The 18,376-nt window shown below is 57.4% G+C and carries 17 protein-coding genes; 8 read left to right on the forward strand and 9 right to left on the reverse strand.

Going from position 1 to position 18,376, the window contains the following annotated elements:
* Positions 1-57: 57 nt before the first annotated feature.
* The 3 genes from Q0816_RS04095 to Q0816_RS04105 form a co-directional block, all read right to left on the reverse strand.
* On the reverse strand, positions 58-1,266 hold the full coding sequence (locus tag Q0816_RS04095; protein ID WP_298847938.1) for a multidrug effflux MFS transporter: 1,209 nt from the start codon (positions 1,264-1,266) through the stop codon (positions 58-60).
* Positions 1,267-1,342: 76 nt separating this feature from the next.
* Positions 1,343-2,002: a DsbA family oxidoreductase gene (locus tag Q0816_RS04100; RefSeq protein WP_298847939.1), complete on the reverse strand. Its 660-nt coding sequence runs from the start codon at positions 2,000-2,002 to the stop codon at positions 1,343-1,345.
* Entirely contained in the window at positions 1,999-3,516 is a 1,518-nt protein-coding gene (locus Q0816_RS04105) for a class I adenylate-forming enzyme family protein (RefSeq protein ID WP_298847940.1), read from the reverse strand. The genes Q0816_RS04100 and Q0816_RS04105 overlap by 4 nt, the downstream gene beginning before the upstream one ends.
* 65 nt (positions 3,517-3,581) lie before the next feature.
* On the opposite strand from Q0816_RS04105, the gene Q0816_RS04110 reads away from it, so the two are divergent.
* A complete protein-coding gene (locus tag Q0816_RS04110) occupies positions 3,582-4,205 on the forward strand; it encodes an XRE family transcriptional regulator (RefSeq protein ID WP_298847941.1) in 624 nt (207 codons plus the stop codon).
* On the opposite strand, the gene Q0816_RS04115 is transcribed toward Q0816_RS04110, so the two are convergent.
* Both Q0816_RS04115 and Q0816_RS04120 read right to left on the reverse strand, forming a co-directional pair.
* A complete protein-coding gene (locus Q0816_RS04115) occupies positions 4,194-4,433 on the reverse strand; it encodes a hypothetical protein (RefSeq protein ID WP_298847942.1) in 240 nt (79 codons plus the stop codon). The two genes, Q0816_RS04110 and Q0816_RS04115, sit on opposite strands and share 12 nt — an antisense overlap.
* Positions 4,434-4,990: 557 nt before the next feature.
* The gene (locus Q0816_RS04120) at positions 4,991-6,808 is read right to left on the reverse strand and encodes an extracellular solute-binding protein (protein ID WP_298847943.1); all 1,818 of its coding nucleotides are present in this window, start codon (positions 6,806-6,808) and stop codon (positions 4,991-4,993) included.
* A gap of 300 nt (positions 6,809-7,108) precedes the next feature.
* On the opposite strand from Q0816_RS04120, the gene Q0816_RS04125 reads away from it, so the two are divergent.
* Complete coding sequence (locus Q0816_RS04125) at positions 7,109-7,882, forward strand: 3-hydroxybutyrate dehydrogenase (protein ID WP_298847945.1); 774 nt, start codon at positions 7,109-7,111, stop codon at positions 7,880-7,882.
* A gap of 79 nt (positions 7,883-7,961) precedes the next feature.
* The gene (locus tag Q0816_RS04130; protein ID WP_298847947.1) at positions 7,962-8,987 is read left to right on the forward strand and encodes a patatin-like phospholipase family protein; all 1,026 of its coding nucleotides are present in this window, start codon (positions 7,962-7,964) and stop codon (positions 8,985-8,987) included.
* On the opposite strand, the gene Q0816_RS04135 is transcribed toward Q0816_RS04130, so the two are convergent.
* From Q0816_RS04135 to Q0816_RS04145, 3 genes are all read right to left on the reverse strand, one after another.
* Positions 8,988-9,665, reverse strand: coding sequence for a DUF502 domain-containing protein (locus Q0816_RS04135; protein ID WP_298847949.1), 678 nt, complete (start codon positions 9,663-9,665; stop codon positions 8,988-8,990). It lies immediately after the preceding gene.
* 65 nt (positions 9,666-9,730) lie between these two features.
* Entirely contained in the window at positions 9,731-10,642 is a 912-nt protein-coding gene (locus tag Q0816_RS04140; RefSeq protein ID WP_298847951.1) for a pseudouridine-5'-phosphate glycosidase, read from the reverse strand.
* Positions 10,639-11,532: a PfkB family carbohydrate kinase gene (locus tag Q0816_RS04145; protein ID WP_298847952.1), complete on the reverse strand. Its 894-nt coding sequence runs from the start codon at positions 11,530-11,532 to the stop codon at positions 10,639-10,641. Before Q0816_RS04145 ends, Q0816_RS04140 begins: the two co-directional genes overlap by 4 nt.
* Before the next feature lie 169 nt (positions 11,533-11,701).
* Here Q0816_RS04145 and Q0816_RS04150 point away from each other — a divergent pair, with 169 nt between their 5' ends.
* Positions 11,702-12,844: a HupE/UreJ family protein gene (locus Q0816_RS04150; protein ID WP_298847953.1), complete on the forward strand. Its 1,143-nt coding sequence runs from the start codon at positions 11,702-11,704 to the stop codon at positions 12,842-12,844.
* Here the strand turns inward: Q0816_RS04150 and Q0816_RS04155 are convergent.
* A complete protein-coding gene (locus Q0816_RS04155; protein ID WP_298847954.1) occupies positions 12,841-13,461 on the reverse strand; it encodes a thiamine phosphate synthase in 621 nt (206 codons plus the stop codon). The genes Q0816_RS04150 and Q0816_RS04155 overlap by 4 nt on opposite strands.
* A gap of 155 nt (positions 13,462-13,616) precedes the next feature.
* Here Q0816_RS04155 and Q0816_RS04160 point away from each other — a divergent pair, with 155 nt between their 5' ends.
* The 4 genes from Q0816_RS04160 (at position 13,617) to Q0816_RS04175 (ending at position 18,376) form a co-directional block, all read left to right on the forward strand.
* Positions 13,617-14,360 carry an RNA methyltransferase gene (locus Q0816_RS04160; RefSeq protein ID WP_298847956.1) on the forward strand — a complete coding sequence of 248 codons (744 nt, stop codon included), beginning with the start codon at positions 13,617-13,619 and terminating at the stop codon, positions 14,358-14,360.
* Between the two features lie 59 nt (positions 14,361-14,419).
* Complete coding sequence (gene ctaA, locus Q0816_RS04165) at positions 14,420-15,565, forward strand: heme A synthase (protein WP_298847958.1); 1,146 nt, start codon at positions 14,420-14,422, stop codon at positions 15,563-15,565.
* A 4-nt stretch (positions 15,566-15,569) separates the two neighbouring features.
* On the forward strand, positions 15,570-17,039 hold the full coding sequence (locus Q0816_RS04170; protein WP_298847960.1) for a carboxypeptidase M32: 1,470 nt from the start codon (positions 15,570-15,572) through the stop codon (positions 17,037-17,039).
* A gap of 89 nt (positions 17,040-17,128) precedes the next feature.
* Entirely contained in the window at positions 17,129-18,376 is a 1,248-nt protein-coding gene (locus Q0816_RS04175) for a DsbA family protein (RefSeq protein ID WP_298847962.1), read from the forward strand.

Genomic DNA, 18,376 nt, shown 5'->3' on the forward strand with positions numbered 1-18,376 from the left:
GGAAAAACTCCCCTCAGCATGAGCTGAGGGTAGCGCGTTTCCGACACGTTGCACAGATCAGGCTGGCAGGCGCTCTTCAACGCGGCCCATATGCAGCATCAGGCCGAAAGCCAGAATACACATGGTCAGGATGCCAAATGTCAAAGGTGCGATTGAACCGTCGAACAGCAATCCGATCGGCGCGGCAATGGCCGCTGCCAGAACCGTTGAGATGGATCCGATGACCGAGGCTGCCATTCCGGCGATATGCCCCATCGGTTCCATGGCGATGGCGTTCAGGTTGCCCAATGTTACGCCGGCCATAAAAAACACCATTGTTTGCCAGAAAACAAACAGCGCGAATGAAGCGTCCGGCGAAAGGTGCATGGCACTTAGGGTCATAACAAATGCGGTGATCAGGATTTGTCCCCCCAGTGCCCAAGTCACCATCCGGCGCATGCCCACGCGCACAACAAGTGCTGCGTTCAGTAAGCTGGCCGACCCCGACATCAGCGCCACGAACCCAAACCAGAACGGAAAGCTTTCGGCGCGGTCATGGACTACGTCATAAACCGGCTGAACCATCGTCAGCATGGTGAACAACACCCCCATACACAGGGTCTGAACCATGATCGAAAGGCGGACGGTCGGATGGGCAAACATTTCTTTCGTGGCTGAGAGCATCAACGGAAAGCGGAAGGGACGGCGGTTTTCCCGCGCCAGAGATTCCGGCAGGCGAACGCCCATCCAAGAGATGATGACCAACGCGAACAGAATGAACGACACAAAAATCCCGCGCCAGCCAAAGAGGGCGATCACGCCCGCGCCCAGCATCGGTGCAGCAGCAGGTACCAATGTGAAAATCATCATCGCAATCGAGATGATCCGCGCCATTTCGCGACCGGAATACAAGTCGCGAATGATCGCCATGGCAACCACTCGTGGCCCGGCCGCGCCGAGCCCCTGAACCACACGTGCGATCAGTACCAGTTCCAGTGACGAACTGGCCCAGGCAACTGCTGAGGCCACAATATAGAGGGCCGCGCCGCCGTATATAACCGGTTTGCGTCCCAGAGCATCCGAGAGAGGGCCGGTGAAGAACGTGCCAATTCCCATGCCCAACACAAAAGAGGTCAGGATCAGTTGCGCCCGATTGACGTCGTCGGGGCTTAGTTGCGCGCCGATTTCGGGCAGGGCGGGCAACATTGAATCGATCGAAAAAGCGATGGTGGCGAACATCATTGCAATCAGAGCAATGAATTCCGCCTTCGACATGCGGTTGGCCATAAAGCACTCCTAACCCGTTCGCGCTATCACGGCGGGTCAGGTTAGGCCAGACTGGAATTTTGCACAGACCTCTGTGCTATTCTGCAGGGGAAGCCTCAAGTTGAGACAAAATCTCGGCGATCACTTTCTCCCACATTTCAGGTGGTTGAGCACCCGGAACAGCGTGTTGGTTGGCCACAATGAATGTCGGGACCGAGCTGACGCCCATTTCTCGTGAATGGGTATCACGCTTGCTCATGTCTTCGCGGTCGGCGTCTGATTTCAGCAGTTTCATTACCACCGCCGCGTCCATTCCGGCACCGTCGGCGATATCTGCGAGCACCTCTGGGTCGCCAATGTCGCGGGCCTGAACAAAGTAGGCATCGAACAGCGCATCGACGACGGCATTCTGTTTGTCTTCGATTCCAGCCCAATGGATCAGGCGATGCGCATCCAGTGTGTTGGGCGTTCGTTTCATACCTTCGAAGTCGATCTTCAAACCGGCGCTTTCAGCGTGTTCAACCACGGGCGCATAGGCGCGCACCGCACCTTCTTTACCGCCGAATTTGCGTTCCAGATACTCGCGCCGATCCATACCCTCATCTGGCATGTCCGGGTTCAACTGGAATGGGTGCCATTCAATGACAAAAGGATGATCGGGCACGTTGGCCAACGCCTTATCCAGATGCGTTTTGCCAATATAGCACCACGGGCAGATCGGGTCGGACAGGATGTCGAGCTTGACTGTCTGGGTCATTTGGTAGGTGCCTCGAAATAGGCCGGCAACGCCCGGCGCAGGAGTTTGCCATTGCCGCCGGTTGGCAGGGCAGGCACGTGGATGAAGGCGCGTGGTTGTTTGTAACGCGCCAAGTTGGCCTCGACATAGGCACGCAGAGCCACATCGTCCAGCTTTTCCGGACCAGTATAGAAGGCTGCTATCACAAATGTGTCCGGTTTGACCTCGACTGCGGCTGCGCCGACCTGTGTGACGCCCGGAAAACGAGACAGGGCGGCTTCGACCTCGACCGGAGACACGCGATACCCGCCCGCGTTCATCATGTCATCGTCGCGACCCAGATAGCTGATCTGGCCATCCACCGCCATGGCGCCTTGATCGCCGGTCAGGAACCACTCACCCTGCATACGCTCTTCAACTTCATCGGGGGCGTTGAGATAAGTCAGCATCAGCCCGGGGTCAGAATGGTGAATGGCGATGGTGCCTTCCTTCCCCCGAGGCACAGGACCGTCGGGGCCGAGGATCGCCACACGACGCCCCGGTTGCGGTTGCCCCAATGCGTCGTCGCGTGCGGGATAATCAGGGCTGGAAGAAATAAAGGTCGAGCATTCGGACATTCCGTAGGCTTCGAAAAGCTCGGTGCCGGTTAAAGCCGTCCAATTCTCATGCAGGGCGCGCGATAGTTTCTCACCTGCGCACAAGCCGTGCCGCAGGTCTGGCAGCGTCATCCGATCAGTTTTTTGTAATATCCTGCGAAAGACGCCGGGGGCCGCAGCAAAGATCGTTGCGCGATGCTGGCGCAGCATGGTGGGTAGGGCGGTGATATCGGTGCCGGGGTCCGGGATCAGGGCCGTCGCACCGATGGTCCATGGGTCCATCAAGCCGGTGCCCAGCGTATACGTCCAATTGAATGCCCCAGCGTGGCACAGCCGGTCGGTCTCGCGCAGGCCGTACCAACCATCGACCATCATCTGCCGCGCCCAGATTGCACGGTGGGCATGGGCCACTGCACGAGGCTTGCCCGACGTACCTGAAGTATAGACGATGTAGGCCATACGTTCGGGGTCGCCCATGTCGAAGCCCGCCTGTGGCAGGTTTCGCATCGCTTGCAATGTATCTAATTCGATCTGCTTGGGATGAACGGCACAGGCAACATCCGGATCACGCAGAATTGCCGCCGGAGAGAGATCGTTGATCAATTTCGCAGTTTCGGGTTCCGTCAATTGCGACGAGGTTGGCACCGGTACAATGCCCACGGCAATCGCACCCAGATAGGCGATCGGGAAATCCACTGTATTGCCCAGCCGCATCAGAGCAATGTCACCGCGTTTCAGACCGGCCTGCAGCAAACCCGTGCCGGTGCCCAGCACAGCTGCTTTCAGATCGAGATAGCTCCAATCCTGCGCGCCGTTCGTTTGTAAGACTGACAAAGCCACTTTATTCGGGACTTGATCCGCGCGGCCCAGAACATGGGCTGCCAGGTTGAACGGAGCGGGGCAGGGCACGGGCGCCCCCTGATCGAAGATGGACAACATGACCTCTGGCTACCGCGCCGCCTGTCGCGTTGCAAGCGCGGCTGGCCGGGCCTATAGAGAAGGGCATGAGCACCCAAGATCCCAAATCCCTGATCCGAATTGCCCGCGACTCTGGTGATCACACCGAAGTTGAACCGCTGGACCTGGGCGCGCGCGTGCGAGAGCTGCGCAAGGCGCGGGAATGGACGTTGGAACAGGCCGCCAGTCAGGCCGGTTTGGCACGCTCAACCCTCAGCAAGATTGAAAACGGGCAGATGTCGCCCACTTACGATGCGCTCAAGAAGCTTGCTATCGGATTGGAGATTTCGGTTCCGCAGCTATTCACGCCGCCTCAGCGCGATCAGGTGATCGGTCGTATGGCAATCACCCGTCTGGGCGACGGCGCGGCGCATGCCACAACCACCTATGAACATGAGTTGCTGGCTGAAACCCTGACCAAGAAACAAATGCTGCCCTATCGCGCGCGGGTCCGCGCAAGATCAATGGATGAATTTGACGGCTGGGTCCGCCATGACGGCGAAGAGTTCATGTATGTACTGACCGGAGTCATCAAGCTTTACACCGAGTTTTATGAGCCGGTTGAGATGCGCAGAGGCGACAGCGCTTATTACGATGGCAGCATGGGCCACAACGTGATTTCCGTCAGTGACGAAGATGCGACAATCCTATGGGTCACATCACTTGCTTAAAGCAGCGCTGCTGAATTCCCGATTCAGTCCTTCGGTGTACAGGAAGTCTTCGACCTCTTCATGCGCCTCATTTATCGTTAGCTGGTGACGCTCTGCCAGATAGGCTTCGAACCTTTTTCGATCTTTTAAGACGCGCATCATGTCCTGATCACGCAAGTTCGGAAAGCGCCGCTTCGCGCGTTCGTAGGCTACGCTCCAGTCTCTTGTAAGATCGGTCCAGTTCATCATCTATGAGCTTTCCTTTTGTAGCTATTAGGACTGCTCTCCCTCATATTAGACTACGGAGAGGGTGCCGCAGCGTAAGACATGACAAAATGTCGCATCGTGTTGTTACGCTTCTTTTGTGGGATTGCGCCCGCTGCGAAGTTTCCGCAACGGGCCTACGGGCCAACATTTGGTGTGAGTGGTGGCGGGCCCGATTGTTCTTTCATCCGCAGTGTCGAGCGACTGCGGCGGCAAGAAATCAGAGGCAATTTCCAGCTTTTGATTGAGCCTAAATATAACATTTATATATAATTTTTTCCGACCGATTAAAGCCTTTAGAGAGCATTTGTCGCCGGTTCACCAAGTGTTGAAGGGGCTTTCTGATCATTGCCGTGATTTGTTTCTGCCCAATCGATATCTTGTATGGGATGCGATGTGCTGAATTTCGCCGACCGGTGCAGGCTTCCTGACAGCAGACGTAAACGAATAGCCAGCGCTTGATTTCTCGAGCCTTTGGAGAAGCCGATTTGGGATGACCCGCCGGGGCTATTCTTGCCCCGGCCAGTCTTTGGATCATGCCTTTATCGGGTTTCGTACCACCACACTTCAGGCATGTATTGCGGACCATCACCATAGATGGGCAAAGTGTCGGGGAATTTGAGTTCGCTGGTATGAGCAATACGTCCGACGTCGAAACTCCAGATCGGGATGACATAACGGCCCGCCGTCAGAACCCGGTCCAGTGCCCGTGTTGCGGCCACGAAATCCTCTCGCGATTCCGAGGCCAGCATGGCATCGATCATCGCATCGACGGCATGCGAGGCGACGCCCATCAGGTTGCGCGTTCCGGGCGTGTCGGCATTTTCACTGCCCCAGTACAACCGCTGTTCGTTGCCGGGAGACAGCGAGAGCGCGCGCCGAAAAGGTGTTACATCAAAGTCCAGTTCAGAGGTACGCCCAACATATTGCGCATTGTCGACCTGTTCCGTCATGACCTGAATGCCAAGACGTTCCAGAGCACGGGAATAGATCTCGATAACCGTCGCCATATCGCTGTCGCCCTGTTGCAGCAAGAACGTCATCTGGAAAGCTTCGCCATTTGCATTGCGCAATACGCCATCCTGAACGGTCCATCCTGCATCGGTCAGAAGCTTGACGGCTTTGCGAATATTTGCCCGGTTGCGAGCTGACCCGTCGCCTTGCGGCAACTCGTAACCCTCTAGCGTGCCTGGTATCAATTCGGCAGCGAACGGTTCCAGCAAGTCTTTGACCTGCCCCTGTGCAGGGCCGGGTTGCTTGGCGAGGTCCGAGCCCGAGAAATAAGACGTGATCCGAGGTTGTGCGCTGCCGGTAATCGTGTCGTTGATGAATTCGAAGTTGAAAGCCAGCGTCAGCGCGTCGCGTACGCGCCAGTCGTCGAATGGGGTCTTTCGGGTGTTCATCACGAACCCGGTCATGCCTGACGGTTTGCCATGCGGGATTTCGGTCTTGATGACGTCGCCGCGTTGAACGGCGGGGAAGTTGTATTGCGTGTCCCATTTGTCGCCGTTGAATTCACGGACGGCCGACAGTTCTCCGGCCTTGAAGGCTTCGAACAGGACGCTGCCATCCCCATAGAATTCGATCCGCATTTCGTCCAGATTCATGGTTCCGCGACGGAACGGAATATCCTGACCCCAATAGTCCGGGTTGCGACGCAGGTTCACGTAGCGCCCCGCTTCATAGCTGTCGATCACATAAGGGCCGGTACCGATTGGAATATCTTGTAACTTGGCATCAGCAAAGTCTTTCCCCTCCCACTGTGCTTTTTGCAGAATTGGGCGCATCCCGGCCAGCAGAGCCAGTTCCCGGTCTGGTTCATTGAATGTGATCCGCACTGAACGCGGGCTGGTCTGTTCAATACTGTCGATCTTGCCCCACAGACCACGATAGCGCAGATGCCCCCGAGTGCCGAGAGTCTCAAAAGACCAGATCACATCGTCGACCGTAACCGGGCTGCCGTCGGAGAAACGCGCCTCTTCCCGCAAGGTGAATTCGACCCATGATCGGTCCAGAGCAGTCTCAACTGATTCGGCTAACAGCCCGTAAAGTGTGAAAGGTTCGTCCCAGGATCGCCCCATCAGGCTTTCATGAGTCCAGAACGGCAATTGCCATGGCGAGGTGCCTTTTTGCAGAAACGGGTTCAGGCTGTTATAGCCGCCGGTATTTCCGAACACGGCTTTGCCACCCTTGGGCGCATCCGGGTTTGCATAAGGGAGAGACACAAAATCCGGTGGTAGGGCCGGGTCCCCATACATAGCTATGCCATGAGACGATTCTGCATGGGCGATTGACATTACGAAAATGCTGGCGATTCCCGCCGCAAGTGGTCGAAACGGACGGAGAAAATCCGAGCTCATTTTGGAAACAATCCTGCTCTGGCCTTATTTTGTTGGAGATCACCGTAGTGATGATTTTTCTTATTATCAAACTTTTAGCTTGGACGAAGGCGCAGAATTGCTTATAAAGGTTCCACTGCTCGATAGGTTTCTTGCCTGTATGAAACCTGCCTCAATAACTTAACGCCCGCTTCGTGCGGGCGTTTTTTTTGTGCGCCCGATAAGTCTCAGGCCGGGATTCCAATCCGAAATGTTTCCCCGTTTTCTTTGCAGGTGCAGCATGGCATGGTGCGCCAGATTAACGCTTGAGGGAGAATGGACATGAGCCTGTCCGGCAAAACAGCAATCATCACTGGATCAAATTCGGGCATCGGTCTGGGGGTCGCACGGGAACTGGCCAAGGCCGGCGCCGATGTGGTTTTGAACTCCTTTACGGATCGCGATGAAGACCACGCACTTGCCGCAGAGATTTCGAAAGAGACCGGGACCAATGCACGCTACATCAAAGCCGACATGTCGGAAGGTGACGAGTGCCGGTCGCTGATTGAGCAGGCCGGGGCTTGTGACATCCTCGTGAATAATGCAGGCATCCAGCATGTCTCTCCGATTGATCAGTTCCCGGTTGATAAATGGGATGCGATCATCGCGATCAACATGAACTCGGTCTTTCATACAACTGCCGCTGCGCTGCCGATGATGCGGAAGGCAGGTTGGGGACGGGTGGTGAATATTGCCTCGGCTCATGGTCTGACGGCATCACCTTTCAAGGCTGCCTATGTTGCGGCCAAGCACGGTGTGGTGGGGATGACCAAAACAGTGGCGCTGGAAACCGCGCAGGAACCGATTACCTGCAATGCCATCTGCCCGGGCTATGTTCTGACGCCTTTGGTCGAGACGCAGATCCCTGACACGATGAAGGAATATAACATGAGCCGCGAGGATGTGGTGAAGAATGTTCTCCTGGAGCGGCAGCCGTCCAAGGAGTTCGCCACAGTCGAGCAACTGGGTGGTACGGCTATCTTCCTGTGCTCGGACGCGGCGGCGCAGATCACGGGAACTACAATTTCCGTCGATGGTGGCTGGACTGCGCTTTGAGGTTTAATGGGGGCGCTGCCCCCATACCCCCGGCGCATTATTGACCGGCGCATTATTGAAAAGATGAAGGGGCGGGGACATGAAACGGATCAATCTGGCTTTGCAGGGTGGTGGGGCGCACGGGGCGTTCACCTGGGGTGTGCTCGACCGTCTGCTGGATGAAGAGGATATCGAGGTCGCGGCCATCACGGGAACCTCGGCAGGTGCGCTGAACGGGGCGGCGTACAAGTCCGGGATGGTGCATTCCGGGCGTAAGGGTGCACGGGCGCGCCTGGACGGGTTGTGGCAGCGTATGGGCGCAATCGGTGACATGCGCATGGCAAACTGGTTTCGGGGGCTGGAGCCGGCGGCCATCGCGCAGGCAATGGAATATTCGGTACCGTTCTCCATCGGCGATGCCTGGTCGCGGATGGTGTCGCCTTACGCCTATGGTCCATTCTACACCAACCCGCTTGAGCCGGTGGTTGATCGGTTCAATTTTGCCGAGATTTGCGCGGATGAAGGCCCGCGCCTTTACGTGTGTGCCACCTGTGTGCGCAGCGGTAAGATCCGTATCTTTACCGGAGACGAGATTTCGACCGATGCCATTCTGGCCTCGGCCTGTCTGCCAACCCTGTTCAAGGCGGTTGAGATATTTGATCCGAAAACAAATCGAACCGAAGCCTACTGGGATGGCGGCTATACCGGCAATCCAGCGCTTTATCCGCTGTTCAACGACGATTTGCCGGATGACGTGGTGATTGTGAATATCAACCCGCTGGAACGCGACGAGATTCCGATGACACCGCAGCAAATCCAGAACCGGGTAAACGAGATCAGCTTCAACTCATCCCTGTTTCGCGAGTTGCGGGCGATCAGCTTTGTTCAGCGGTTGCTGAAAGAGGGTAAGCTGAAAGCCGGAGAGATGAGCCGTGTTCTGGTGCATATGATCGCTGACAACGAACTGATGAACAGTTTGTCAGTAGCCACCAAAACAGTGCCCAATCCGGTTATTCTACATAAGCTGAAAAAGGCTGGGCGCGACGCGGCGGGTGGTTTTCTTGCGAAACACAAAGACGACCTGGGTCAGAACAGCACAATTGATCTGCCTGCGATGTTCAGCTGATCATTCGGGCGGCTGCGTCGGATCTTTGTCATTGGGATAAACAAGCCCTGCTGAAATCACCAACTTGGCGGCGTCTTCGATGCTCATATCTAGCAGGATTACGTCTTCGGCGGGGAAGAACAGCAGAAACCCCGAGGTCGGGTTTGGTGTTGTGGGTACGAATATGCTGAGCAGTTCACCACCCGTTTCGGCGCGTTCGCTTACCTCGCCCCTGGCTGTGGTCGATACGAAGCCGATCGCCCAGATGCCCCGGCGCGGGTACTGGATCAGGCAAGCTTTCTCAAACGAGCGTTCTGTCTGGGCAAACACCGTTTCTGAGATCTGCTTGATCCCGGAATAGACCGAGCGCACGACCGGCATCCGACCAACAAGGCCTTCGGCGAAATGGATCAGAGAGCGACCCAGAATACCCTTGGCGATCCAGCCGACGAGAATGGTGAAGATCAGGAAGATCACCACCCCAACGCCGCGCAGGTTAATGCCAACATATTGTTGCGGCTGGAACTGCTGTGGCACCAAGGGCAGGACCGCGCTATCGATCCAGCCGACAACCGACCAGATCAGCCAGACGGTCAACCAGACAGGCGCAATGACAACGACGCCCGTCAGAAAGGACGCGCGCAGCCGCGAAAGCAGGCCGGGGCGGCGATGGGGTTCTTCGTCGAACGGTGTGTTCATTGCGGTTCCGAGTGGTTTCCGGGATTTAGGTAGTCAATCCATGGCTCTGGTACAATAGCTTTGCGTCAGCCCTGTTGCACCAGGGCGCGCGCAATTCTTGCTGCCAGACGCGCATTGTTGCGAACAAGGGCGATATTGGCAATCAGTGAACGCCCATTGGTCTTTTCAAAGATCCGCTGCAGCAGATAGGGGGTTACGGCTTTGCCGGTGATACGATGGGCATCTGCATCTGACTGAGCTTGGGCGATGATGGGGGCCAGTTCCTCGGCCGGGATTTGATCGGCGGCCGGGATTGGGTTTGCGACCAACTGTCCACCGGGCAAACCCAGCGCGCGGCGCGTGGCGTGAGCTTTGGCGATGGCGTCGGCACTGTCCATGCGCAGGGGCGCGGCAAAGGGTGACTTTACCGACCAAAAAGCGGGAAACTCGTCCTGACCATGAGCGATCACAGGCACGCCCAGCGTTTCCAGAACCTCAAGCGTCTTGGCAAGATCAAGGATGGCTTTGGCCCCGGCGGCTACGACAGTCACCGGAGTATGCCCAAGCTCGTGCAGGTCGGCGGAAATATCGAACGTGGTCTCGGCACCCTGATGCACGCCGCCGATGCCGCCGGTGGCAAAAACCTCGATCCCGGCGTAATGAGCGGCGATCATCGTTGCCGCAACTGTGGTGGCCCCGGTACCGCCGGTCGACATGCAGGCCGCCATATCCGCACGTGAGATTTTGGCGACGCCCTGAGCTTGACCCAGCCATTGCAGCTGTTCCGGCTCCAGCCCCACATGCAGCTTGCCTTCGATCACGGCCATGGTTGCGGGAACTGCGCCCGCATCGCGGATGTCCTGTTCGACCTGTGCCGCGACTTCGATGTTCTGCGGGTAGGGCATCCCATGGGTGATGATGGTGCTTTCCAGCGCAACGATGGGCTGGCCTGCGTCTTTGGCGGCGCGGACCTCGGCTGAGTAATGGATGTCGATCACAGTGGGGTTTCTCCGGAAACGTAGGTTGCAGCGGCGTGCAGAGCGCGGGTCAGGGCCTCGTCACTGGATGTGCCGCCGGATTCTGAGGCGATATGGGCCGCCATGAAGGTGTCCCCCGCGCCGGTCACTCGGGTGACCAGAACGGACGGGGGTGTTTGGGTCAGGATTTGATCGGAACTTCCGATGGTGGCCGAGTTGCCGCCATCGGTGACCAGAACGCGCAGCGCGCCGCGATCCAGCAGGCCTTTGGCGGCCGATTCGGAGTCGGTGAACTCGCGCTGACACAGGATGCCGGCCTCTTCGAGATTCACATAGAGCGTGGCCCGTGCGTGTTTCAGGAAGGGTAAGAGACGCTCTGCCTTACCGGGCGAAGCCGGGGCTACACGCAGATCGGCCCGCGCAAAGGCGGGGCTTTGGGCGACCTCTTCGAGCAGATCCAATGTCAGGTTGCCATCAAGCGCGACAGGGCCTTCAAACGGTGTGTTCTCATAGCCCAAAGGCCCATGCATCAAAGGACGCAAGATCTTCGCACCTGCGGCCTCCAGCGAATGCGCGTCGGCAATTGCTGCGATCAACCCGTTCGCGCCTTCGACGGCCATATAGCGGTCCGTCGGCAAATCCTGCGAGCGATAGATGTGGTCTGTAACCATGCCGAGGCGTGAGCATGCATGGACCAGTTCGTCGCCTTCGGGGTCGCGGCCAATGGCGGTCAGTAAGGTCGGGGTCATGCCAAAGCGCACCAGCGTCATGGCAATGTTCATCGCAACGCCACCGGGCAAGCGGGTGATCCGGCCCGGCACGTCCGAACCTTGCCGCATTGCGCTGGCCGATCGGCCGATCACGTCCCACAGGACCGAGCCGATACACAGGATAGTATTGTTCTGAGTCATGTGGGATGTCATGCCGCAGCGGTGATGCTCGTGCAAGTCAGAACGTTAACGCAATCAGAGATTCCGGTAGAGCTCAGCCACCACGTCCTTTTGTCTTGCGATCCGTGTGCTTCGCGGGGAAAATAATTGCAATGATTGGTGAATTGATTTTTCTGCCGGAGCGTTTCGTATGAATGGCCATGTTTTCCGCGCCATCCTTCGAGCCCTCGAAACCTGCGCCCTGAGTATTTTTGTTCTTCTGGCCGTTCATCCGGGATCCGTCAGAGCGCAAACGGCCCTGCCGACAGTTATTGATTATTGGGTCAAGGCTGACACGCTGTTTCTTGAGGTTAAGTTGAATGCCGAAGCCATGCTGGCTGGGATCGACCCGCTACAGCAGGACGCATATTCTGACGATCCGCAGTACAAATCTCTGCGGCGGATGGTGTCGTCCGAATTGGAGCCGCAGATCCGGGAATTTGTTCAGGTCTGGAAGCAAAACCTTGTGGTTGAGGCTCCTGACCGGTTGAGTCTGTCTTATGAAGGTGTACGTATTCCAGTCGTGGGGGATACGGACAAGGTGCGCGTTTCCAAGCTTTTGTTGACCGCACCTTTGCCGGATCAGGCCTCGAATCTGCGTCTGACCTGGCCGTTGCAGAGTGGATCGGTCGTGCTTCGCCAACAAAAGGTTGTGGCCCCATATACTGGGTATTTAGCTTCTGGCGAGGCCAGCCCACTGATCCCGTTGCAGGGCGGAGCTTCTCTGACAACGCAGCAAACATTGCAGACGTATTTCGCCAAGGGAATCGATCAGTTTTTACAAAGCCCATTCAAGCTATGCTTGATTGCACTGGTCCTTGTAGTCCTGTCGTTGAACTTGCGCCCTGTGGTATCCCAACTGGCATTCCTGTCGACGGGCGTTTTGGTCGGGCTTGGGGCGGGGATGTACGAAGTGATGGCAGTGCCCAAGGCCATCGAGGCCCCAGCGCTGATCGCCTGTATCATCGTTCTGGCGCTGTGGAATCTGGTCGCCCGGCGATTGCAGGTCTGGCGTTTGTTGGCGGTGCTTGCCGTTGGCTGCCTTCAGGGGCTGGCATTGGCTTCGGTCTTGATGGGGATTGGGGTTCCGCCTGACCATCTGCCTCCGGCTATTCTGGGTTTTGGGGGCGGAAACCTTCTGCCGCTTATTCTTGTGTCCATTACAGCCCTTGCTTTGGCGCTTCTTCTTTCCGGCGGGTCACATAGAACACGAGGCCGGATTTCGGTTCTGGTCTCGATGCTGATCGCGGGGATCGGTGTTTATTGGATTGGTGAACCCTGGTTGCTGGGTTAAGGCATCGCCGCCAGCAGCGTGTTCAACGTGCTCAGCGGATCGTCGCTGCCCCAGATTTCGTCGCCAATGCCGAAGAAATCAGTGCAGGGGGCCAGATCGCGGACCAACTCGGGTGTCAAACTTCCTTCGGCCACGACAGGAACCTCGATCACCTCTGACCACCACTGGAACAGATCCTTTTCAGCGCGGGTTCCGTCCCCCAGCGTAGCAGTACCTACCGGGCCGAAAGCTACGTAGTCCGCGCCGCCTTCTCCCGCAGTCATTCCGTCATGGATGGATGCGTCACAGAAACTGCCGACGATCGCATCCGCGCCCAATTCCTTGCGTGCGAAGCGAACCGAGCGTGAACCGTCGTCCAGATGCACTCCGTCCAGACCCAAACGTTGTGCCAGCAGCACATGATTTGAAATCACGATGGCCACGTCGCGTGCATGGGCCACTTCGCGGCACGCGTCTGCAGCGCGGGCAAGAGTGTCTTCGTCGCTGCCAGCCAGCGCCAGGCGGATGCAGGCAACCTCGGCCCCGTCAAGCACACTCGCCAGCTTGTTCGCGAACGTGCTAAGTTCGATGGTCGGGGGCGTGATCAGGTAAATCTGCGGCTGCTCGGGGGTATCCATGGTCGCGTCCTTCGGCTTTCAGTCTTTGGCGCGGTTTAGCGGATTGCGGCGGGGAAGCAAACTTTTATGGCTGAGACCAAGCAAATAACAACCCCAGCGCCTTGCCCTGCAAGTTCCTGCCGATTACAGCAAGCCAAGTTTTCTTAAGGTGAGCCATGCCCAGCGACAGATCCCTGCCTTCCTTCGTGCTCGTTCGTCCACAGATGGGCGAAAACATCGGTGCTGCCGCACGGGCGATGTGGAATTTCGGACTGGATCGGATGCGGATCGTGGCACCCCGCGACGGCTGGCCGAACCCTAAGGCCGTTGCGATGTCCAGTGGTGCAGGGCGGTTGCTGGATGAGGCGCAGTTGTTTGACGATCTGGCGGGATCACTGGCTGACAGCACGTTTGTTTTTGCCACGACAGCCCGCCAGCGGGGCCTGACCAAACCGGTCTACAGCCCTGAGCACGCAATGAAAATCGCCGCTGAAAAGATCGCCGCTGGTGAAAAGGTCGCCGTTCTGTTCGGCCCGGAACGTGCGGGTCTTGAGAATGAAGATATCGCTAAGGCGAACGCGATCATCTCAGTGCCAGTAAACCCGGAATACGCGTCGCTAAACCTCGGTCAATGCGTGTTGCTGACCGCATATGAGTGGATGCGCCAGACCGGGGATGTGGTGCATGAGACCACCGATCTGGGCAAGGGCGACTGGGCCACGGGGATCGAAGTGGAAAAGCTGGTTGAGCATTACGAGGACCGTCTAGAAGAGGCCGGGTTCTTCTATCCCCCCGAAAAGGCGGAAGGAATGAAGGTGAACCTGCGCAACCTGTGGTCGCGGATGCGGATGACGCGGGCCGATGTACAGATGCTGCACGGGATCATGCGGCAGATGGTCCGCTGGAAGGATAAGAGCTAAGGCTGGACCTATCTTCCACCAAGCCCTAGCTTGCGACGAAATCAGGACATGAGGACAGCATGAGCGGTAAGCGCAGCATCTTCGAAGAGGTCTCGGACACCGAAAAACAACAGGCGGTTCAAACTGGTATGATCGACCGGGGGCGTGGTGGTGCGCGCGGTGCAATTCGCGTATGGCTAATGATCCTGTTTGCTTTGGTCGTTGTGATGATCGCAGTCGGCGGTCTGACGCGCCTGACGGACAGCGGCCTCTCGATTACTGAATGGCGCCCGATAACCGGAGCTATTCCACCGATGACTGAGGCGGATTGGCAGGCTGAATTCGACAAGTACAAGCAGATTGACCAGTGGCGCATCCAGAACCAGTGGATGGAGCTGAGTGACTTTAAGACCATCTACTGGTGGGAATGGGGTCATCGTCAGCTGGGCCGCGTGATCGGACTGATCTGGGCCATCGGGTTCTTTGGCTTCCTTGTTGCGAGCAAGATACCCACGGGTTGGACCGGCAAGCTGTTGATCCCGGGACTTCTGGGTGGCGTCCAAGGTGCGGTCGGTTGGTGGATGGTCGCCTCAGGCGTGACGCAAGGCGAGGGCATGACGGCCGTCGCCAGCTATCGCCTGGCCACTCATCTGGGGCTTGCTTTCGTAATCCTGGGCTTTCTGGCGTGGAATATCTTTGAGCTTGGCCGCGAAGAACGTGACCTGATGCAGGCGCGTCGGGCCAAAGAGGCCAAGCTGTTTTCGCTTTCGACCGGCTTGATGCACTTCGCGTTCCTGCAGATTTTGATTGGCGCGCTGGTCGCGGGGATAGACGCCGGGCGTTCTTACACTGATTGGCCGTTGATTGGCGGGCAGCTGTTGCCGCCTGATGCCACTGCGTTAGAGCCGATATGGCGCAACTTCTTCGAAAGCCCCGGGCTGGTGCAGTTCATTCACCGCTGCGCAGGTTACCTGTTGTTCATCTTTGCCATTGTTGTCTGGCGCCGTGGCAGTGCCAGCGCGCATCCTCAGACGCGCTTTGCCTTCAATGCGGCTTTCGCGGCGCTGTCGCTACAGGTCGTCGTCGGCATCGTGACCGTAGTCTACAGTGCACCGTGGCAGATCGCCATCTTCCACCAGTTTATGGCCGTTGTCTGTTGGACCCTGATCCTGCGCGCGCGGTTCCTGACGGCTTATCCAATCGCAACATCTGTGCGCGGAGTTTAATATCATGACCGCCTTTAAAGAACTGATGGCCTTTCAGCGTGAAACCTCGGCTTTGGGCCAAATCGCCGGTCGGCTTGGTTGGGACCAGGAAACCGTCATGCCGCGCGGAGCAGCACCCCAGCGTGCTGAAGAGATGGCGGCCATCGAGGCCGTCCTTCACGCGCGTCGTGCTGATCCGCGTGTTGCCGAGTGGCTGGAACAGGCCGCGCCTCAGGACGAGGTCGGCAAAGCGCAACTGCGTGAAATCCGGCGCGCCTATGACCGGGCCGTCAAGGTGCCTGCAGATCTGGCAACCCAGATTGCCCGCGTGACCTCAACCGCGCAGGGGACTTGGGCGCAGGCGCGGGCGGACGAAGACGTCTCGGCGTTTCTTCCGGTGCTGGAAGAGGTCGTGTCGCTCAAGCGTCAGGAAGGTGACGCGCTGGCGCAGGGCGGAGATGTCTATGACGCCATGGTCGAGGATTACGAACCCTATACGACCGGCGCTCAGATAGGGGCTATTTTTGATGAGATGCGCCCGCGGCTGGTGGCCTTGCGCGCCGCGGTTCTGGATCGCCCGGAACCTGCTGCGTTGACCGGCTGCTTTGACGAATTGACCCAGATGCAGCTGACGCAAAAGTTGGCAACGACCTTTGGCTACGACCTCAACAACGGCCGTGTGGATAAGGCCGTTCACCCGTTCAGCTCGGGCAGTGGTCTGGATGTGCGCATCACCACGCGGACCAGCGAAACGGACCCGTTCAACTGCTTTTATTCCACTATTCATGAGGTCGGTCACGCCGCTTACGAACAGGGAATCAACCGCGACTATCTGCTGACGCCATTGGGGCGCGGCGTGTCCATGGGCGTTCATGAAAGCCAAAGCCGGATCTATGAAAACCAGTTGGGTCGCTCGCGGGCCTTTACCGGATGGTTGTTCGATCAGATGAAGGAAGCATTCTGCGATTTCGGAATTGCCGATGCAAACGCATTCTATGCCACCGTTAACCGGGTTCATAACGGCTATATCCGAACCGAAGCGGATGAGGTGCAATACAACCTGCACATCATGCTGCGGTTCGATCTTGAGCGCGCTCTGATGGCCGGAGACCTGCAGGTTGCCGATCTTGAAACCGCGTGGAACGACCGGTTCAAAGCTGATTTCGGCTATGCGGTCGACAAACCGTCAAACGGCTGTTTGCAAGATGTTCATTGGTCTGTTGGGCTGTTTGGGTACTTCCCGACCTATTCGTTGGGCAATGTTTACGCTGGATGCCTCGATCAGGCCCTGCGCGGCGCAGTTCCTGAGTTGGACATTCAACTGGCAAAAGGCGACACGTCCGGCGCAACTGGCTGGCTGCGCGAACAGGTCCAGCAACACGGCGGGCTTTATGCGCCACGCGAAATTATCCAACGCGCAAGCGGGGTAGAGCCCGGGCCAGAGCCTCTGTTGGATTATCTGGAACAGAAGTTCGGGGCGCTCTACGGGTTGTAAGAAAGTGCCGTCACGTTGTTGTGTGATTGCGTGGCGTTTGGCACGGTGGTGCGTAGAGTAGGGGCATCTGAGCCACTCGGAGAGCGCCTTTGCCTACGAAAACACAGCTCAAATCCTACCTTGCTGCGGCTTTAACGAGCCGCAGTTTGCAATCGGTCCGAAGAAGCGCGGCTGAACTGCGCCGGAGGCTGTGTTCTGAAGACCACGAGGTGCATTACTTCCATGATGTAGCCGACCCATACTGTTATCTGACGGCGCAGAATCTGCCGGAACTTCAATCACGATACCAGATAACCCTGTGTCCTCACCTGATCTCGGGCTCACCTTCTGATGCAATCCCCGAACCCGATGCGCATCGGTTGAATGCTCAAACAGATGTAACCCGACTTGCCCGCAAGTTTGGAGTGGAGCCACCGCGAGTTCCAACGACCGCTGTTGTGACAAAGGCGAAGCGCTTGCTGGCAGAAACACTCGAAACGCCAGAAAACTCTGAATGTCTGCGCGATATCACAAGGGCATTGTGGACAGGGGACGATTTGCCGGATGGGGGTGGAATAGACCCAGAGCCAATGATGGAGGCAGGGGATCGAAGGCTGTCCGAGATGGGGCACTATCTTGGCGGAACGTTCTTCTATGGAGGGGAATGGTATTGGGGGATCGACCGGCTGCACTATTTGGAGGACCGTCTGCAAAAGTTGGGATTGAGACAGGGACAAACGCCGCTTGTACCGATGAACATGCTGGAACAGCGGACAAAAACTGTTCCAAAACAAGAGGTGGAGTTCTTTTTCTCCTTCCGAAGCCCATATTCCTATCTGGTTTTTGATCGAGCTCTTGACCTTGCAAAGTACCAGGACGCGAACCTCATCCTTCGGCCGGTACTGCCGATGCTCATGCGAGGAATGCCCGTTCCCAAGGCCAAATCTCGTTACATCCTCCACGATTGCGCGCGAGAGGCGAGGCAGTTGGGAATTCCGTTCGGTTGGATTTGTGATCCTTTAGGCGCCGGTGTCGAGCGCGGTTATGCGTTGTTTGATTATGCCGATGATCAGGAGTGTCTTGCCAAGTATTGCTCGATATTCCTGCGCTCGGTCTGGTCTGAGGGGGTGGATGCAGCGACCGACAAAGGCATGCAGCAGATCGTAAACGATGCTGGCCTAAATTGGGATGTCGCGCGTCCGCTATTGGACAAGAATTCATGGCGCAAACGCGTGGAAGTGAACCAAACCCGGCTGCAAGAGATCGGCCTGTGGGGCGTTCCCAGCTTTTATGTCAATGGTCACAGCATTTGGGGACAGGACCGACTATGGGCTGTCGAAGCGGCACTCAGGATGTAA

Origin of the sequence: uncultured Ruegeria sp. (assembly GCF_947497005.1) — a bacterium.
In the GTDB taxonomy this organism is placed as follows: domain Bacteria; phylum Pseudomonadota; class Alphaproteobacteria; order Rhodobacterales; family Rhodobacteraceae; genus Ruegeria.